Below are 16,963 nucleotides of genomic sequence, written 5' to 3' on the forward strand. Positions count from 1 at the left end.
GGCACTTTATTTTTATGTATATGGATTAAGGTTGTGCTATGAAAAAATCCACGTCTCCTGTCAAGTTTGGGCATCAAGATACTCAGCCTTGGTATAAGAACTACATGGTCCTCGTTTTTGTGATTGGCTTGCCATTGTTTGTCGTAGTGGCCTGTTTGTGGTTTGTGTATTACTCAGTACAAATCAAAGACACAGTGGTTCGTGATGACTGGTATATGGATGGTAAAACCTTATATCAGGATGTCTCTCGCGATAAGCTGGCTCATGACTTAGACTTAAGTGGTGATATGATTTTTGATAAAGATGGTACGGTTACCTTCACCCTACACTACCCAAGTGATAGCCTAAAGTCAGGCAAACTGCATGATGGCACCCCACTTTATTATCCCAAAAAACTCAACCTATCCATCTCTCATGCTACCGACATTAGCAAAGACAGAGATGGTGTACTAACCCACACTCAAGGCAACAAATATACCTCGCACATTGATCTTGATGGTCTAGAGTCGAAGTACTATGTCCAAGTCAGTAACGAGGGCAAATTAAACTGGCGCTTAAGAGAAGTCGGCAAATTACCCCAAGCTGAGATTAGCTTTCAGCCGCTGCACTCTTTTGATGAAAAATAACCAAGCCCTGTTTTTTCACAAAAATCTTAGCCAAAAAAAAGAGAGCCCAAGCTCTCTTTTTTCATATTCATGAATACCCGCTCAAAACCTGTCCTCTGTCACTACAGGCCACTTATTAATCGATAATAGGATTAATGGTCGGGATTTTTTTGGCGGCTGTTGCACTCTCAAAAGGCTTGATGTCAGGCTGAGTGGGTAGACCAATTTCAGCCAACTCATTGGCCACACCCACTTGAATATTATGGCCCTCAAAGTCTCTTTTTGAGTCATCTCTTTGTAGAGTTAGGCTCTCAAAGTCAAATAGCTCTCTATCTGCAAGCTGTGATGGCGCCACATTTTGCATCGCTTTAAAGATAGAGGCCAAACGCTGAGGATGCGCGTCATCCCATTGACGCAGCATGTCATTAATCATGGCTCGCTGCAGATTTTCCTGAGAACCACATAAGTTGCATGGAATAATGGGAAACTCTTTATAGCGCGCATACTTAATAATGTCTTTTTCTTCTACATAAGCCAAAGGACGGATCAATACATTTTGCTTATCATCACTTAATAGCTTCGGTGGCATGGCCTTAAGTGACCCACCATGGAATAAGTTTAAGAAAAAAGTAGCCAAAATATCATCACGATGATGACCTAAAGCAATTTTAGTTGCGCCAATTTGTTTGGCAAATCCGTATAAAGAGCCGCGGCGCAGACGTGAGCAAGCTGAGCAATAGGTCTTGCCCTCTGGCACCACACTTTTTACCACGCTATAGGTGTCTTTTTCTAAAATATAGTGCGGGATGCCCTGCTGCTGCAAATAATTTGGTAGCACCTCTTCGGGGTAACCCGGCTGTTTTTGGTCCAGGTTTACCGCCACCACGTCGAAGTTAATCGGAGCAATACGCTTTAAAAACAGCAAGATATCAAGCAGTGTATAGCTGTCTTTACCACCTGACACACACACCATCACCACATCGCCATCTTCGATCATATTGAAGTCACGGATGGCATGAGAGACTTGTTTACGCAGCTTCTTTTGTAGCTTTTTAAAGCGTGCAGACTTTACCCCTTTATGGGCTATCTCTTGCTCATCGGATAACTCAAGATCCAAATCTAAATCTAAGTCTTCTTCGTCACTATCGAGGCTATCGACCATGTCATCTTGATTGTTATCTATAACATTACGGGTTATATCAGCAGGATTAAAGGTTTGTGGCTGTGAAAAATTAGTTTGCATAATCAATCGCTATTCGCTGTCTGTATTTAAGGTGGGATTATATCAAATTGGTGGTTTTTGCGCTTGTTTGATTGGATTTTATGCGGCATTGCATTTTAATATGGCATAGGTTCTGGTTAAATATCAAACATGTCTTTTTATGAGTAACTTATGCAAAGCACATCAAAAAGACTACTATTTTTGGCTAACAATGTTGGCTGACAAAGCGCTCCATATGACAAATTAAGTCAAATATCATTAAGATGCGGTAGAATAAACCCTCGCATACACAAGGAATTTACCATTCATGTCCGCTAAAAAGTTCGATAAGTTTAAAAAATGGCTGCCGGCTCTTAGCTTGGCCGTTGTCATTCATCTGATACTCATTGCGGTGGTCATGAATAGCCAAAAACAAACTGTCATTACAGCAGATAACAGCTTAGTATCAACGCCTACAACCAATGTGGAGGCAGCTTTAATCAATGACGATGAGCTGTTAAATGATACTGAGGTATTAACCACTTTAAGTGACACAAAAATCATTGAAAAGACCACACAGAGCACTGATAAGGCAGGCGATCAAGCACAGAATAAGCAAGCCGACCAAGATACGGGCAGTGCTACGCAGCAATCTGGCGCAAGTCAAGGCAATAGCGCCTCTAATATTGACAAGGCGTCAAGCAATACAAACACAGACTCTACCAGCCCTGCGCTTCAAGCTGAAGCCAACAAAACCTCTCAAATGGATAACGCCAATACCAATACCACTGCGACATATAGCAGTGCAAGCTCTGAGCCACCCTATCTAGAAAAAAATACCAGTAGCGCCAGCGATCAGCTGTTATTGTCTCGAGATTTGCCACAAGCAGAAGCCCATGGCTTGGCTGAGGAAAAAGGATTTAAGAGTACCGCTCAAGAAGTAGAGGCGCTCAATGACAAATTAGGCCGGATGGTCGATGAGGTAAAAGAACAAAAACTAAAAGAGATTGACGCGCAGCAACAGGCAAGCAAAGCTGCCTATCTTAGAGCCAGAAATATTCAGCTCAGTTCAACTGAGCAAAATCCAGCCGCGACTAAGGACGACCGGGGTGATGAGTAGTGCCTTGTATCTGTAGATTTTGGTTGATATCGTCTAAGCGCTCCGCTGTGCCCACATCTACCCAATTGGCCTGCATCACCTCAGCAGTCACTTGAAATCCGAGCATGGCTTTTTTTAATAAAGGTGCTAATGCTGCCACCTGACCTTCAGCGATACCTTGTACCAAGGTCGGCGAAACCACGCTGATACCCGCAAAGGTATACTTATCAGCACCTTCAACCGCGTGCTCGCCGGCCAACCCATTATTAATAGCAAAGTCACCTTTAAGATTATGCACAGGGTTATCAATCATCAATAAGTGTGCGCGTTGATCGGCTGTCAACTGATACTCAGTCAGGCCAGATAAGTCATAATCACTCCACACATCACCATTAATCAAGATAAAAGGCTCAGATCGTAACGCTCCCTCTCTTAGCGCTTTGGCGATACCGCCGGCTGTTTCCAAAGGCTCACCCTCTTCTACCGACCAGTGAATGGTGACCCCATATTGTTCACCATTGCCCAAAGCTGACATCAGCTTGTCTGATAACCAAGAGGTATTAATGGCAATATCAGTGATACCTGCCGCTTTTAGAGCCTTAATATGCCATACAATCAAAGGCTGACCACCCACCTCAACCAAGGGTTTAGGCGTGGTCAAGGTTAAAGGACGCAGCCGAGTGCCTTTACCTGCAGCCAAGATCATAGCTTGGGTAATATGAGGAGTTTGAGACATCTGCACAGTACTCATTGTGAACCTTATACTTGTGGGTAGTGTTAAAAGTGGCTTTTTTATTGCCGCAACTTGACTTATTTTTCACCAAACTTTTGCTTAAATTTAGGCGCGATATGTTGCTGTAGCCACGTGGCAAACGGCGCAACCATTTCTTGAATTTGAGCATCAGCATGTTGAGACAGCCAGTCAAGCTCAACGACTAAATCTTGCCAAACTTTAGGAATATCAGATAAATAACGCGTTTTACCATCACGCTGAGCCAAGCGAATAAAGATACCGAGCACTTTTAGATGGCGCTGTAAGCCCATCAAATTTACTTGTGCGGTAAAATAGGTAAGCTCAGCGGCACAGGGCAATCCCATCTGCTGGCACTGCTGCCAATAATATTCAATCCAGCCCGCTACCTGCTCTTCGCTCCAATCCACATAGGCATCACGTACCAAAGACACCAAGTCATAAGCATAGCTACCAATTAAAGCATCTTGAAAGTCAATCACCCCAAGATTCTTGCTGTGATACTGATCTTGCATCAGGTTGCGGCTGTGATAGTCTCTGTGTACCACGACATTAGGATGCTGTAGTAACTGCTCAATCAGCCCATCTGTAAACTGCTGCCATAAAGCGTGTGTAGGCTCATCTAACGTCACCTCTATATAAGGTAAGAACCAGTCACTAAATAAAGTCATTTCACGCGCTAAAGTTGCCGCATCATAATCAGCCACGTTAAAGTCTTGTTTGGCCTTGGCCACATCCAAAGTCTGTAGCTGCAATAAGCTGTCAATGGCCCAGCGATACAGCTCGTCGATACGGCCTGTGTCCTGCTTTACTTTGGCCTCGGCAATCAAATGGGCAAATTCTGTACTGCCAAAATCTTGTAGCACCAAAAAGCCTTGCTCAATGTCTTGAGCCAGTAAGGTGGGCACGTTGATTTTTGGCGCCATTAATTTATCGATACGTACAAAGCTTTCGATAGACTCTAATTGCGGCGGTGCATCCATGACGATATAACTTGGATCAAGCTGCGCATCATTTTGAAAATCTTGCTCTTTTTGCTGCAAATACACTCTATGATAACGGCGAAAGCTGGCATCCCCTGGTAAGCTTTCGATGCGCAAGGTGTGCTGCGGAAACGCCGCTGCAATAAACTGACTCAACTGCTCGTAGCGCTTGGGGGTATGGTAAATCTCTGCCGCGTTAGCTTGAACGGGCTGGGGGGTGGTATTTGTCATAATTTAAGCGACTTTTATCTATATGGCTATAATAAAGGAACTGAAGGACGGCACAATACGCTGCCTTCTAACACGTCTTCACTGGTATTTTTTGGGGCCTTGTGACTAGAATAATCAGTCAATGAGCCTGTGCTGATAATCAATGGCAAAATTTAAAGCATATAGTGTAGCTGATTTGCCTTTTTTTGACTATGATAAGATATTGCAAATTTATATCATCACTATAGCAGCGCAAGCCTATATAATAGCCACAGGTTTTGGTACATTACACCATAAACATGGTTAATGCTAAATTGATGTAAGATAGATTCTGCTGGCCTATTTGCAGCTTAGTAAATACCGGTTAGGCTAAAATATATTTTTTAACTCAATATAATAAGGTAATCTCTTGCTGTACTCGCAACTCTATAGCAGTATTTTGCGTGCTTGCCGTGATTTTTCACGCCGTCCGCATACGACCACCCGCTTAGCCTTCAGCTTACCGCTGTTGATTAGCGTGCCCAGTGCTTACGGTGCTATCATTAGCCCGCAGGCCCAGCCCGACTCGTCTGTACAATCGGTTAAAGCGGTGCCTACTGCCAGCGTATCTCAAGCGTCAACTTTTGTAGAAGTGGCGACTTTAACTGATGCCTCAACCAAAACTTACAAACGCCTAGATACGAAAACAGATACGACAACAGGCACTGCAGCTAACAAGCAAACCTCTGCAGCAGTCCGCCCTACCACTGTCAATAAAGCTGTAACAGAAGCTAGCGTAGATTTGCCAGCAGCTCCGCTTACTGCCGCAGCGAACAGTGCCAGTACTGAAGCTTTGCAAGCCGTGGGGCTTGAGAGTGAGCCACAGCCTGCCTTTTTTAATAAAGCGCCACTGACCAATAAAGACTTTGTTGCCAAGCAAGCCAAGGCCAATCAAGCGAGGGTGACCCAAAGCGCCAGCGCCAGTATCGCCAAGGTCAACTCCTCTGAAGATGACTACATTCAAGTAAAAAGCGCTGATGACGGCCTCCCTACTGCCACAAATAATTCTGCGCCTAAAACTAATCCTGTGCCCCAAGCTAACGCTGATCTACGGGCACCAACTGTCCCAAGCACCCCTGCTGGCGCTACCCCCAATAGTGCCAAGCAAAGCAGTGGCCAAGCTGCCATCAATAAAAATAAGCAAGCCTCCAGTATCGGTAAGCGGGTAGATGAATCAAAGAATCTGGCAGCAAGCTTCAAAGACGACAGCGTACAAAAAAGCTTAGAGCGTTTGGCGCAGTTTTATCAATTACAAGCAGAAGAGCTACGTGAGCGCGTCGAGCAAGGCCAAAGTGGCAGTGTTATTGAAGCACAGGCCATGGCACCCGTTGCTGCTCCGCAAATCTTCAACAGCCAATCTGACGGCGCTTCAGCGTATCGCTGTGAGGGCATCTGGGTGACACCTAGTAGTGCTGGCGCCGATGCCAATTACCAACAGGCCATTCAAAGATCGCAGCAGCAAGATGGGCTGTCTTTAGCCAACGGCCTACCCTTATATGCTCAGTCCGATTATGCTTACTATGACAACACCACTTATGTGGAGCTGGCCGGTAACGTTGAGGTGATGCAAGATGGCAAGATGGTCAGCGCCGACCAAATCGCGCTTGACTTAAATACCGGTATCGCCGGTGCCAAAGGTGGGGTGTTATTAGCGGAATCAGGCCCAAGCAACCCCAAAAATCAGCCCACCAGTCTTGAAAAACTGGCCATCAATCAAGATGCAAATGCCACAGATGGTTCAGGCATGATAGTGGTGGCAGATGAGCTGGCTTATAACACCAATAACAGTGCCGCCACAGCCTATGATGTGGCTTTTGCCAGCGTCCCCATGCAAGCACACGGCTATGCCAAGCGACTCAATAAGCCGGATAATACGCATTACGAGCTTGAAAAGGTGATGTTCTCAACCTGCCCCCCTGCCAACCGTAAGTGGCAGATTGAAGCACAAAACATTGATATCAACACCGAAACCGGCCGCGGTGAAGCTTATAACGCCACTTTCCGCTTAGGTAAAGTACCAGTGTTGTATCTGCCTTACTTTAACTTCCCAGTTGATGACAGACGCAGCAGCGGCTTATTAACCCCGAATGCCCGCATCGATAGTGACAGCGGCCTAAAGCTTAGTGTGCCCTATTACCTAAACTTAGCGCCCAATTATGATGCGACGGTTACCACCGACATTTACAGTAACCGTAACCCCATGTTAACCGGTGAATTTCGTTATCTTACTGAGGATTATGGTCAAGGTCAGCTGACCACCGCTTATATGCCCAAGGATAAAAAGTATGACGATGAAGACCGTACTGGCGTGTTTTATCAGCATCAATGGGCTTCAAAAACCATTCCTATATTAACTGCTGATGCCGTCTACAGCTATGTATCTGACCCCGATTATCTCAATGACTTTGATGATTATGGTTTGGTAGAAAATCGTCTTAACCTGCCCAGACGTGGCCGTGTCAATTATTATGATGACTATATTAATGCGCAGCTCAAGGTAGAAACTTTTCAAAGCTTAGAAGCCACTGATGTCAACGGTAATATCATTCAAGACAAAGACAAGCCCTATTCTCGTCTGCCGCAATTGACAGTGGATTATCGCTTACCTACTTTGAATAATGCCTTAGATAAGTTTGTCATTACTGGCGTGCATGACTCCGCCTACTTCAAAAAATCGATTGATGACGGCTCAGAGAATGAAAAAAGTGGTGTGCGCGTTTATAACGAGATCAATGCCAGCTACCCGATCGAAAAAACTTGGGGTTATGTGACACCCAAGGTAAGCTTGCAGCACTTGTACGCCGCTTTTGATGAAGAAAGCCGCCTAGAGAACAATGTGTCTAAAGATGATAACGATCAATCTGCTTTTGTGCCTAAATTTAGTATAGATTCAGGTTTGAATTTTTATCAGGCAGGCTCCCCCTTTGGTTGGTTTGATAACACCATGGGCGGCTATCAGCTGCTAACCCCTCGGGTGAAATACAGCTACTCACCTTTTGAAGACCAAAGCGCTATTCCTAACTTTGATACTCGTTTTGCCTCAATTGATTATGATCAATTATTTGCAGACAGTTGGTTTTTAGGTCATGACCGTATCTCAGACAACAATAACGTCGCTGTGGGCCTAAATTATCGCTATATCGACTCGATGGGGGTTACCCGCTTCGACGGTGGTATTGGTGATCAGTTCTTTTTGAGTAAGCCAAAAGTCTTGCTAGATTTAGAGGACGCTGGCTATGACTCACACTCAACTGGGGTTGCATGGCGCTCAAGTGTACAGCCTTATCGCAACCTATGGTTTGACTTCAACGGCGCACTGGACTCAAATAACAACCTAAACTATATCGCCAGTCAGGTGCGTTATAACCCCACACCCAATAGTTTGGTGAATTTTGGGGTGATAGAACGCAAAGAAGATCGCCTCACCAACCAATCTGAGCTTTCTGCCTTAACGGCCGCTGCTATTGTGCCTATTAATGACAGTTGGCGCGTACTCGGCCAAGGTCAATACGACAGCCGTAACAACAAGTTTATCGATGCCACTTTAGGCTTAGATTATGAGGACTGCTGCTATGGATTTTCAATTTATGGCCGCAGTTACTATAATGATTTAAACTTAGATGACAAGCCGACACGCGCTATCATGGCTGAGTTTAGAATCAATGGCTTTGGCGATAGAAGCAGTCGATTAAGTAAGCACCTAAACGATAAAATACTTGGTTATGAGCCGGTAGACACACTTTGGAAAAAGTAATCTAATCGGTGACAAAAGCGAAACTTTTGTGCTTAAAATTAATGATATCCTAGTGCAACCCTTATTGATAGTTAATCCATTTTTTACAGTAAAATACCCATACTCAGGCTAAAAACAGGCTCCTTATGACAGTACTCACTACTTCGCGACTTGCAATTAAAAATGCTCGCAATATCACAGCAACTCCGGCGCATTCAGTGGCTCTAAAAAAGCTTACCCATACGTTAATGGTTTCGACCGTACTAGGTACGCTTGGCACCTTAAGCTTATCTGCGCAGGCGGCCGATGCTAAAACCGATACAACTGAGTCAAATACGGCTGCCATTGCTACCAGTACTGCCTCAGCCAACACCCCTGTCTCAGTCCGTGAAAGCACCAATGGCATGATTGCCCTGGTTAACGACACCCCTATTTTAAAAAGCCAGCTGGTTTCAGCGATGGCCACAGCGCAAGCCCGTATTCAAGCCAGTGGACAGCCTGCTCCCAGTGCACAGCGTCTACAAAATGATGTATTAAACAGTTTGATTTTACGCCAGTTGCAGCTAGATATGGTCAAAAGAGCAGGTATCCGTCCTGATGCCGATGTGGTTAACCAAAGCTTGGCCCGTTTTGCACAGTCTCAAGGCCTAACCTCCTTATCACAATTACAGCAAACACTAGATGCCAAACAGCCTGGCAGCTATGCAAGCTTGCGCGCTCAAGTCATTGAAGAGGAATCTTTAAAAGCCCTACAACAAAGCCAAGTTGCCAACCGTGTGCGTATCACTGAGCAAGACATTGATGCCTTTTTGGCCTCCCCAGAAGCTCAGCGGTTACAAAGCGCAGAGTACCGTACCATCCACGTTCGAATTCCCTTTAGCGATGATTACAACCGCATTACCGAAAGCGAAAAACAAACGGCACTGCAAATCGCTCAACAAGCCAAAAATTTATTAATGAATACAGATGATGCTCAGTCTGTCTTAGATGAGCTATCAGCAGGGATTGCCAAAAACTACGTAGCGCCAGTACAAGGCGGGGATATGGGCTATCATGAAGCCTCTGGCCTACCCACAGATATCGCCAAACAAATCACGCCATTAAATGTCGGTCAAGTGACTGAGCCACAGATCACCCCAGAAGGTATTGATGTGGTGAAGCTGGTCGACAAGCGCAATAATGACAACATGATTATTCCGCAGTGGAAAGTACGTCATATCTTAATCAAAACTGATGAACAAAACAGTGACGCGCTGGCAGAACAAAAAATCAATGACTTATACGAGCAGCTGCGCCATGATGCCGACTTCTCAGCGCTGGCCTCAACTTACTCAAATGACCCTGGCTCAGCCGGTCGTGGTGGGGACTTAGACTGGGTAGCTGAGGGTCAAATGGTGCCTGAATTTGAAGAGATGATGAAGCGCACCCCCAAAGGCGATTACTCCATTCCTTTCAAGTCGCAGTTCGGCTGGCATATTCTAAAAGTTGAAGATACGCGTGAAAAAGATGTGAGCGATACGATCAAACGCAATCTTGCCCGTGAAGCTTTATATCAACGTTTAGCACCTCAGGCTCAAGAAGACTGGTTACAAGAGCTGCGTGCCAATGCCTACATTCAGATCTTTGACTAATGGGCATTGATATGAGCTAATTTGGATGTAATTACCATGACATCCAAAGTAATCGGCCAGTAAATAGCACAATAAAAAACACCCCACTGACTCTTGGGGTGTTTTTTTTGGGCTTATTATTCGTAAATAACATTAGGTGCTGATGACATATAAAATGCCTAGCTACAGCTACTATAGCCCCAGTACTGCTCTTGGATCAATTGGTGTGCCATTTTCTCTAACTTGGAACTGCAAACCGACCTGATTGGTCTGGCCAGAATTCCCCATAGTAGCAATACGCTGGCCGGCTTGTACTTGATCACCCTCTTTTACCAGTAACTCATTATTATGAGCATACACTGTGATATAACGATCATCATGTCGAATCATAATAAGATTACCATACTCAGGCAAGCCATTACCTGCATAGAGTACTTGACCACCCTTACTGGCTAACACAGGGTCTCCTATACGGCCACTAAACCACATCCCCATATCGCCTGCTGTAGCATTGAAGTTTTTAACCACTGGGTTGCTACTTGGGTAGCCATAGCCTTTGGTTGAGGTAGCGGTTGCATTGTAGCTTGGGGTAGTTGGTGTAGTCACGGGTGCAGGCGTGTTATAGACTGGGGTATTGTTTCGAGTATTGGTCACCACAGGTGCTGCAGCACCACCTTCCCACAATTTTAACCACTGGCCAGCATAGATGGTGTATTTACTGTCTAAACGGTTTAAAGCCCCAATTTGACGATAATTTAGACCATAGCGCGCAGCAATATGACTGACCGTATCCCCTGATTTCACTTGATAGTAGTTGGGTACACCGCGCGCATTAACTTGAACGCTGGGGCCTGAAGCTTGATAGGTAGGCTTAGTAGCGCAGCCTGCTAACATCAATACGCTGCCCAACACTGCCACGGTTAGCCCTTTAAACTTAACTGAGCTTACTGCCGGTTTAACACTTAGTGATTGCGTGGTTTTTCGTGTGTCTATAAAAGTGGTATTAGACATGCCTGCCTCCCTATAAAATATTTACAATAGCAGCAGCAAGCGACAGCCATAAATTAGCCGACGCTTATCGCTGCGGACAACTAGAACAAGGTGTACAATACAAGCAAGTGCCTGCTCATTGTGACAAACACTAAGCCCACAGATGATGATTTAGATAGAGCATTACCCTATCATAATAACTGATTATATACCTAACTAATGAGTATCCTAATCACTTGATTGCTTATGTCAATATACCGGCAAAGGATATAACGATTCTTTACATAGCGTAAAGGCTAGGTTAGGGTTAGCGCTGTTAAATCTGCTACAATAAATTAAGGCCTTATAGTAGGTCAGCTAAAAGGTGGGGAACATAAACCGACTCATAAAATCGCCTTGATTAGCCTTGGGTAACTAGAAACTCCCATAATATAGTTGGCGAATTCATCAGCCACAGCTGAATTATTACAGCCACTGGCGGTGCAGCAATACAAATTACGCTTTAAAAAAATACGGTCACACTTGTTAAACATCACCCCCCTTAAACCGTGTGATAATAGCTATAGATAGTCTTATGGCTGACGCCCCGTTGGTCATTAAAGCGATAACGTGATCAAAACTAAAACTATAAAATAGACCTATCAAAATAAACGTTAAGTGGCGCGCTAGATTTGACCCAATTGTTTTCAATGTTTACTTTATTCTACAATCAATTTTTGACACTTAAGTTGATACATATGCCTTATCACTTAATAAGATGATGATGAAGATTATGAAAAACCTAATGACCCAATGTTTGAGTGCTACCACTCTATCTAAGACATTAACCCATAGTGCACGCAAACTGATTTTCACCACGTTAATAGGCAGTGCTACTTTTTTTGCCTCAGCCCTTGTTCAAGCGGCTCAAACCACTATCCCTGTAGATTTAACCGGTGCTAATGCCACTAAGCATGAAATTGCCGTCTTACAAGTATTGTCTGAGGTGTGCCCGCCTATGTTAAATCGCCAGCAGCAAACTAACTTTCGTAGAACCTATAACAACCAATTAAAACAAATGCTGCCGTCTATTAAAAATCCAAAAGCAGCAATCCAATATTTATCTACGCAGCAAGATTACAAAGCCATTTTATCAAGTATGCGCGACTGGACATTGAGTTATTCACGTGATGAGAACTTAGCACTTTGTAAAGACTTGGCCAATACTCGCTTTTAGCCAATCACCTAAAATACATAGCCACATAACACTACATAGCACATAAAAAAAGGGTCGATAAATTATCGGCCCTTTTTTATTTTTATATCCGCTTTATAAGATAATGAATCCAAAATTAGAGCACAGAGGCTCTAAAGATAATAAATCATAAAAACAACCTTGCTGCTATCCTAAGGGTTTTAATTTAAAGGTTATTTGCTAATTTATTTGTTTAACCCATTTGTGCAATTTGTTAATATACACTCTCGTTTGACCTCAAGCTTTAGTAATGGGCGCTGTTTTTGCAACGGCACTTAATTAATAAAGCATCTGTGGCCAAACCTAACGCTTTGATTCTTCTGTTATGTGGTATTTTTAACATAGTAAACCTTTACCTCCAATTTAGATTCATTCAGATGTAGTCAAAAGCCTCTGATACCACTATGCTAGCTCGCCTACTGTGCCTCTGCTTTAAAAAATAAGCCACACATCTTGCCTGCGTCTGCTATTGGTTCATTGACAGGCCTACTCTACCACTGAATAACCTATGACCAAATATGGTGTCTTAGATATGACTGCTCCTGTAACCCAGCTGTTACCTATATTAGATAAAACTCAATCAGTAACCCGTTTATCAACGGCTAAATCTCTATTTTTAGGCTCTAGTATGCTGCTGCTATCTAGTGCCTCATTAGCAGCGACGGCTCCGGTACCCCCACCTGAAATGGACAACACCGCCTATATCTTGATGGACTATGATACGGGAGTCATTTTGGCAGAAAAAAATGCCGACCAGCCACTTCCTCCAGCGTCACTTACCAAAATGATGACCAGTCACATCATTGAAAAGAAGCTGATGTCGGGTGAAATGAAAGAGACTGACCCCGTATTAATGACAGAAAGCGCCTGGTGTCGCGGTACCAGCGATCAGTCTTGTATGTATGTGCCGGTCAATAAAAGCGCCCCGGCTATTGATATGCTACGCGGTATTATTATCCAGTCAGGTAACGATGCCTCAAAGGCTATGGCTGAGCACATTGCTGGTAGCGAAAGTGCGTTCGCTCAAATCATGAACGCAGAAGCCAAAGCCTTAGGCATGACCAACACCCATTTTGTCAACGCCACCGGTATGCCAGATGAAGGTCACAGAGCTTCTGCACGCGACTTGGCCATATTATCACGCGCTATTATCAAGCAAGGTGGTGATTACTATAAGCTTTACTCTGAAAAAGAGTTCACTTATAACAACATCACTCAAGGTAACCGTAACGCCCTATTGCGTACCGACCCCACTGTTGATGGCCTAAAAACGGGGCATACCGATGCTGCTGGCTACTGTTTAGCCGCGTCAAGTAAGCGTAATGACATGCGTCTAATTTCTGTCATTATGGGCAGCAAAAGCATGCAGGCACGTGCCGATCAGTCACGTGAATTATTAAACTGGGGCTTTGGTCACTTCGACACTAAAGTCGTTGCACCTGCCAATCAGTTTGTAGACTCAGTGCCTGTTTATTTTGGCAAGCAAGATTCAGTAAAAGCAGCCACTGGTGAAGCATTAAAAGTATTAATCGCTAAGACCCAGACGGATAAAATCAGCACTGTGGTAAACATCTCAGATAAAGTAGAAGCCCCCATCAAAAAAGGCCAAGAGATCGGCCGCATGATGGCAGTAGTAGATGGAAAGTCTGTGGCCTCTGTGCCTATCGTTGCCACTGAAGATGTGGAACAAGCTGGTATCTTTAAGCGTGCTTGGCAGCATGTGGTAAAATGGTTTAGCAACTTATTCTAACGCGAGATAGAGCGTAACGCACAAAAAAGGGGCGGTCTATGACCGCCCCTTTTTTTATACTTTAAAGCTCAAGGGTGCTACTTTTTATGCGAGCCTTTTTTGTACTTCATGTTGCGGCGCTTTTGGCGGGCTTCGGAGACCCCAGGTCTTAGCTTCTTAGATGAAGTGGTCTTCTTGCCAGCATAAGGGTTGGTATTAAGCTTGAATTCAACCTTTAATGGCGTGCCCTCTAGGTTAAACACCTTACGAAACTCATTTTCTAAATAACGCTGATAGCTTTTAGGCAGGGAGCCTGTCTGATTACCATGGATAACGATAATCGGTGGATTATGACCACCCAAATGCGCATAACGTAGCTTAATACGGCGCCCACCTGACATAGGTGGCGGGTTTGCGGCCACAGCATCTTCTAGAATCTGAGTCAAACGATTGGTCGATACTTTGAACATCGATGAGGCATAAGCTTTATGAATCGATGGATATAGGTTACCGACGTTGGTACCATGTAGCGCTGAGATGAAGTGTACTTTGACATACGGAATGAAGTTAAATCGGCGATCAAGCTCGATGCGTATCATCTCTTTTTTGTCTTCTGATAGCCCATCCCATTTGTTAATTGCCACCACCATAGCCCGGCCAGCATCTAGCGCATAACCCAGCATATGTAAATCTTGATCGACAATACCTTCTTGGGCATCAATGACAGCGACGACCACGTTGGCATCTTTAATGGCTTGTAGGGCTTTAATTACTGAGAATTTTTCAACTTTTTCATCAATACGGCCACGGCGACGTACACCGGCAGTATCAATAAGTACGTAGTTTTTGCCATTGCGCTCAAAGGGGATATAAATACTGTCACGGGTGGTGCCTGGCATGTCATACACCACAACACGCTCTTCACCAAGCATGCGGTTAACCAGCGTGGATTTACCCACGTTCGGGCGACCGATAATTGCAAGCTTCAGCCCCCCTTGATCTTCTTCTTCCACATCCTCTGGCATATCGGCAGTTAAGTCATCAAGTAAGTTGGCAATACCTCGGCCATGACTGGCTGTCATAGGGTATGGCTCACCCAATCCTAATGCATAAAACTCAGCGGGCGCAGCATCATGGACGCCATCAATTTTGTTGGCCACCAGGTATACCGGCTTGCCTAAGGTATGCAGCATTTTACCAATTTCAGCATCAGCGCCAATCATACCGGCACGAGCATCAACCACAAACACGAGAATATCTGCTTCATGGATGGCGGTATGCGATTGTGCGGACATATAGTCATCAATACTACCGCGGCCATCATCAGCCTCGCCAATACCGCCGGTATCAATCACAACAAAAGACTTATTGTTATACGTGGCATCACCATACTGTCTATCACGGGTGAGTCCGGACAGATCAGCGACTAAGGCTTGACGGGTTTTGGTCATTTGGTTAAATATTGTCGATTTACCCACATTTGGGCGACCTATTAAGGCAACGACAGGTTTCATGGACATCTTTTATCTCACTTGGTTTTACAAGGCTTTAATGATTGAGGGTTAAATCAGAGTGCTTGATAGATTATTAAATTGGGGTTGATTAGGGGTTAGGGCAATTGATTCGATGCCAATTGCTATCATGACACCTAGCGCCTTAGCGCCAATCTGCACAGCGGCATCATCTCTTATAAAAATTAAAGTTGAGTTATCTCAACATAGTTCTTAAAATAATTTCCAGTTTGTTAAAAAAGCCAATAATATGGACCCTATCATTCGCGCTTAAGTCGAATTTTATTGATTGGTCTGTATTGTGCTGTTTTTCTGGCCACTACTGACAGGCTACTGTGAGATCACCACCACCCATAACCGGGGTAAAAGCTTATTATCTAGCGTATGTCGTCAAAATAATATAACAGACTAAACGCAATTAGATTGCTCGGCTATGATAACATGGTTTTAACCCTCTTAATAATGAACCTATATCAATTATGTCAAGACGCTCTGCACCTTTTGTCGCTCCCGAAGATATTATCCCAGATCCTTTATCTAAGGAGGGTAAATCACTTGCTAAAGAATTACTCTCAGGGTTGCAGGCAGATATTGCCGCGTTTCGTCATGACCAGTTTCCGCCAGATATTATAACTCAAGTGCGTGACATGCCCATTTATCAGGGCAATAAAGACGAAGTTGCCGCGTATCATGCACGATGGAAGCCGCTGATACAAAGAGCATTGCAGTTTTATCCGGCAGCCTATTTGCCGCCTGATAATCTGCCTTTGCCTGCAAGTTTAGAGATTCCACAATTTATCTATCACGTGCAGCGGCTACATTTGACCAAAACTCGTGCCAAAGAATCCAAAAACTTTGGCTCGGTGGGCGCACTTATCGAAAAATGCGGTGAGTTTACTGAAAATGAGTATCTACGTCTAGAAAAAGTCTTGGCCAATGATGAAACGGCGCGGCTGGTTGCACATCGAGAGTTTATTGATCTGCGTGCTTATGTGTTTTGTCGCAATGACAAGGGCGAGCTGCTTGATCCTGAGCGTATTCGTTTTTATCGTACTGGACTTATTGTCCATGCCCTGCCGGACTTCAAGGTTGTCGATAGCCGTCAAAAACCCAGAAAAAAACGCAATGATGCTTACAGTAATCCCCTAGCCGATAACGGCGTTTGGAAAGTATATCGCAAAAAATAGCCCACTGTTTGTGGCTATTATTTCAATTTTTGAAGCACGCTTACGTTTTAAGAGGCTTTGAATAGTAACCATCACTGTTGC

General features: G+C 44.3%; 12 protein-coding genes. 7 read left to right on the plus strand and 5 right to left on the minus strand.

The features are described 5' to 3' along the window. Window positions 1-38 precede the first annotated feature (38 nt). A complete protein-coding gene (locus MN210_RS09440) occupies window positions 39-626 on the plus strand; it encodes a FixH family protein (RefSeq protein WP_011960966.1) in 588 nt (195 codons plus the stop codon). Between the two features lie 115 nt (window positions 627-741). Here the strand turns inward: MN210_RS09440 and ttcA are convergent, their stop codons facing one another. Beyond that, window positions 742-1,767 carry a tRNA 2-thiocytidine(32) synthetase TtcA gene (gene ttcA, locus MN210_RS09445; RefSeq protein ID WP_413786855.1) on the minus strand — a complete coding sequence of 342 codons (1,026 nt, stop codon included), beginning with the start codon at window positions 1,765-1,767 and terminating at the stop codon, window positions 742-744. Window positions 1,768-2,134: 367 nt separating this feature from the next. Here ttcA and MN210_RS09450 point away from each other — a divergent pair, with 367 nt between their 5' ends. After that, window positions 2,135-2,926, plus strand: a complete 792-nt coding sequence (locus tag MN210_RS09450) for a hypothetical protein (protein WP_338412105.1) — start codon at window positions 2,135-2,137, stop codon at window positions 2,924-2,926. Here MN210_RS09450 and murU read toward each other — a convergent pair. Then, window positions 2,901-3,641, minus strand: coding sequence for an N-acetylmuramate alpha-1-phosphate uridylyltransferase MurU (gene murU, locus MN210_RS09455; protein WP_227675246.1), 741 nt, complete (start codon window positions 3,639-3,641; stop codon window positions 2,901-2,903). The two genes, MN210_RS09450 and murU, sit on opposite strands and share 26 nt — an antisense overlap. A gap of 74 nt (window positions 3,642-3,715) precedes the next feature. Further along, window positions 3,716-4,870, minus strand: coding sequence for an aminoglycoside phosphotransferase family protein (locus tag MN210_RS09460; RefSeq protein ID WP_338412106.1), 1,155 nt, complete (start codon window positions 4,868-4,870; stop codon window positions 3,716-3,718). 388 nt (window positions 4,871-5,258) lie between these two features. On the opposite strand from MN210_RS09460, the gene MN210_RS09465 reads away from it, so the two are divergent. Then, complete coding sequence (locus MN210_RS09465; protein WP_338412107.1) at window positions 5,259-8,642, plus strand: LPS assembly protein LptD; 3,384 nt, start codon at window positions 5,259-5,261, stop codon at window positions 8,640-8,642. Between the two features lie 125 nt (window positions 8,643-8,767). Then, window positions 8,768-10,252 carry a peptidylprolyl isomerase gene (locus MN210_RS09470; protein ID WP_338412108.1) on the plus strand — a complete coding sequence of 495 codons (1,485 nt, stop codon included), beginning with the start codon at window positions 8,768-8,770 and terminating at the stop codon, window positions 10,250-10,252. Between the two features lie 171 nt (window positions 10,253-10,423). Here MN210_RS09470 and MN210_RS09475 read toward each other — a convergent pair whose 3' ends face one another. Further along, window positions 10,424-11,242 carry a M23 family metallopeptidase gene (locus MN210_RS09475; protein WP_241878370.1) on the minus strand — a complete coding sequence of 273 codons (819 nt, stop codon included), beginning with the start codon at window positions 11,240-11,242 and terminating at the stop codon, window positions 10,424-10,426. A gap of 751 nt (window positions 11,243-11,993) precedes the next feature. Between MN210_RS09475 and MN210_RS09480 the strand changes: the two genes are divergently transcribed. Together MN210_RS09480 and MN210_RS09485 are read left to right on the plus strand one after the other, a co-directional pair. After that, window positions 11,994-12,437 carry an MCR_0457 family protein gene (locus tag MN210_RS09480; RefSeq protein WP_041773755.1) on the plus strand — a complete coding sequence of 148 codons (444 nt, stop codon included), beginning with the start codon at window positions 11,994-11,996 and terminating at the stop codon, window positions 12,435-12,437. Between the two features lie 646 nt (window positions 12,438-13,083). Further along, a complete protein-coding gene (locus MN210_RS09485; RefSeq protein WP_041773756.1) occupies window positions 13,084-14,205 on the plus strand; it encodes a D-alanyl-D-alanine carboxypeptidase family protein in 1,122 nt (373 codons plus the stop codon). Window positions 14,206-14,282: 77 nt separating this feature from the next. Here the strand turns inward: MN210_RS09485 and der are convergent, their stop codons facing one another. Continuing rightward, window positions 14,283-15,704: a ribosome biogenesis GTPase Der gene (gene der / locus MN210_RS09490; RefSeq protein WP_011960976.1), complete on the minus strand. Its 1,422-nt coding sequence runs from the start codon at window positions 15,702-15,704 to the stop codon at window positions 14,283-14,285. 470 nt (window positions 15,705-16,174) lie between these two features. On the opposite strand from der, the gene MN210_RS09495 reads away from it, so the two are divergent. Beyond that, a complete protein-coding gene (locus MN210_RS09495; protein ID WP_011960977.1) occupies window positions 16,175-16,882 on the plus strand; it encodes a hypothetical protein in 708 nt (235 codons plus the stop codon). Window positions 16,883-16,963 lie beyond the last annotated feature (81 nt).

The organism is Psychrobacter raelei (assembly GCF_022631235.3).
GTDB classification, from domain to species: domain Bacteria; phylum Pseudomonadota; class Gammaproteobacteria; order Pseudomonadales; family Moraxellaceae; genus Psychrobacter; species Psychrobacter raelei.

Excerpts from the sequence above, each read along its gene's own strand:
- MN210_RS09440 (WP_011960966.1), top strand. The coding sequence starts at position 39 with ATGAAAAAATCCACGTCTCCTGTCAAGTTTGGGCATCAAGATACTCAG.
- ttcA (WP_413786855.1), bottom strand. The coding sequence starts at position 1,767 with ATGGTCGATAGCCTCGATAGTGACGAAGAAGACTTAGATTTAGATTTG.
- MN210_RS09450 (WP_338412105.1), top strand. The coding sequence starts at position 2,135 with ATGTCCGCTAAAAAGTTCGATAAGTTTAAAAAATGGCTGCCGGCTCTT.
- murU (WP_227675246.1), bottom strand. The coding sequence starts at position 3,641 with ATGTCTCAAACTCCTCATATTACCCAAGCTATGATCTTGGCTGCAGGT.
- MN210_RS09460 (WP_338412106.1), bottom strand. The coding sequence starts at position 4,870 with ATGACAAATACCACCCCCCAGCCCGTTCAAGCTAACGCGGCAGAGATT.
- MN210_RS09470 (WP_338412108.1), top strand. The coding sequence starts at position 8,768 with ATGACAGTACTCACTACTTCGCGACTTGCAATTAAAAATGCTCGCAAT.
- MN210_RS09475 (WP_241878370.1), bottom strand. The coding sequence starts at position 11,242 with ATGTCTAATACCACTTTTATAGACACACGAAAAACCACGCAATCACTA.
- MN210_RS09480 (WP_041773755.1), top strand. The coding sequence starts at position 11,994 with ATGAAAAACCTAATGACCCAATGTTTGAGTGCTACCACTCTATCTAAG.
- MN210_RS09485 (WP_041773756.1), top strand. The coding sequence starts at position 13,084 with ATGCTGCTGCTATCTAGTGCCTCATTAGCAGCGACGGCTCCGGTACCC.
- der (WP_011960976.1), bottom strand. The coding sequence starts at position 15,704 with ATGTCCATGAAACCTGTCGTTGCCTTAATAGGTCGCCCAAATGTGGGT.
- MN210_RS09495 (WP_011960977.1), top strand. The coding sequence starts at position 16,175 with ATGTCAAGACGCTCTGCACCTTTTGTCGCTCCCGAAGATATTATCCCA.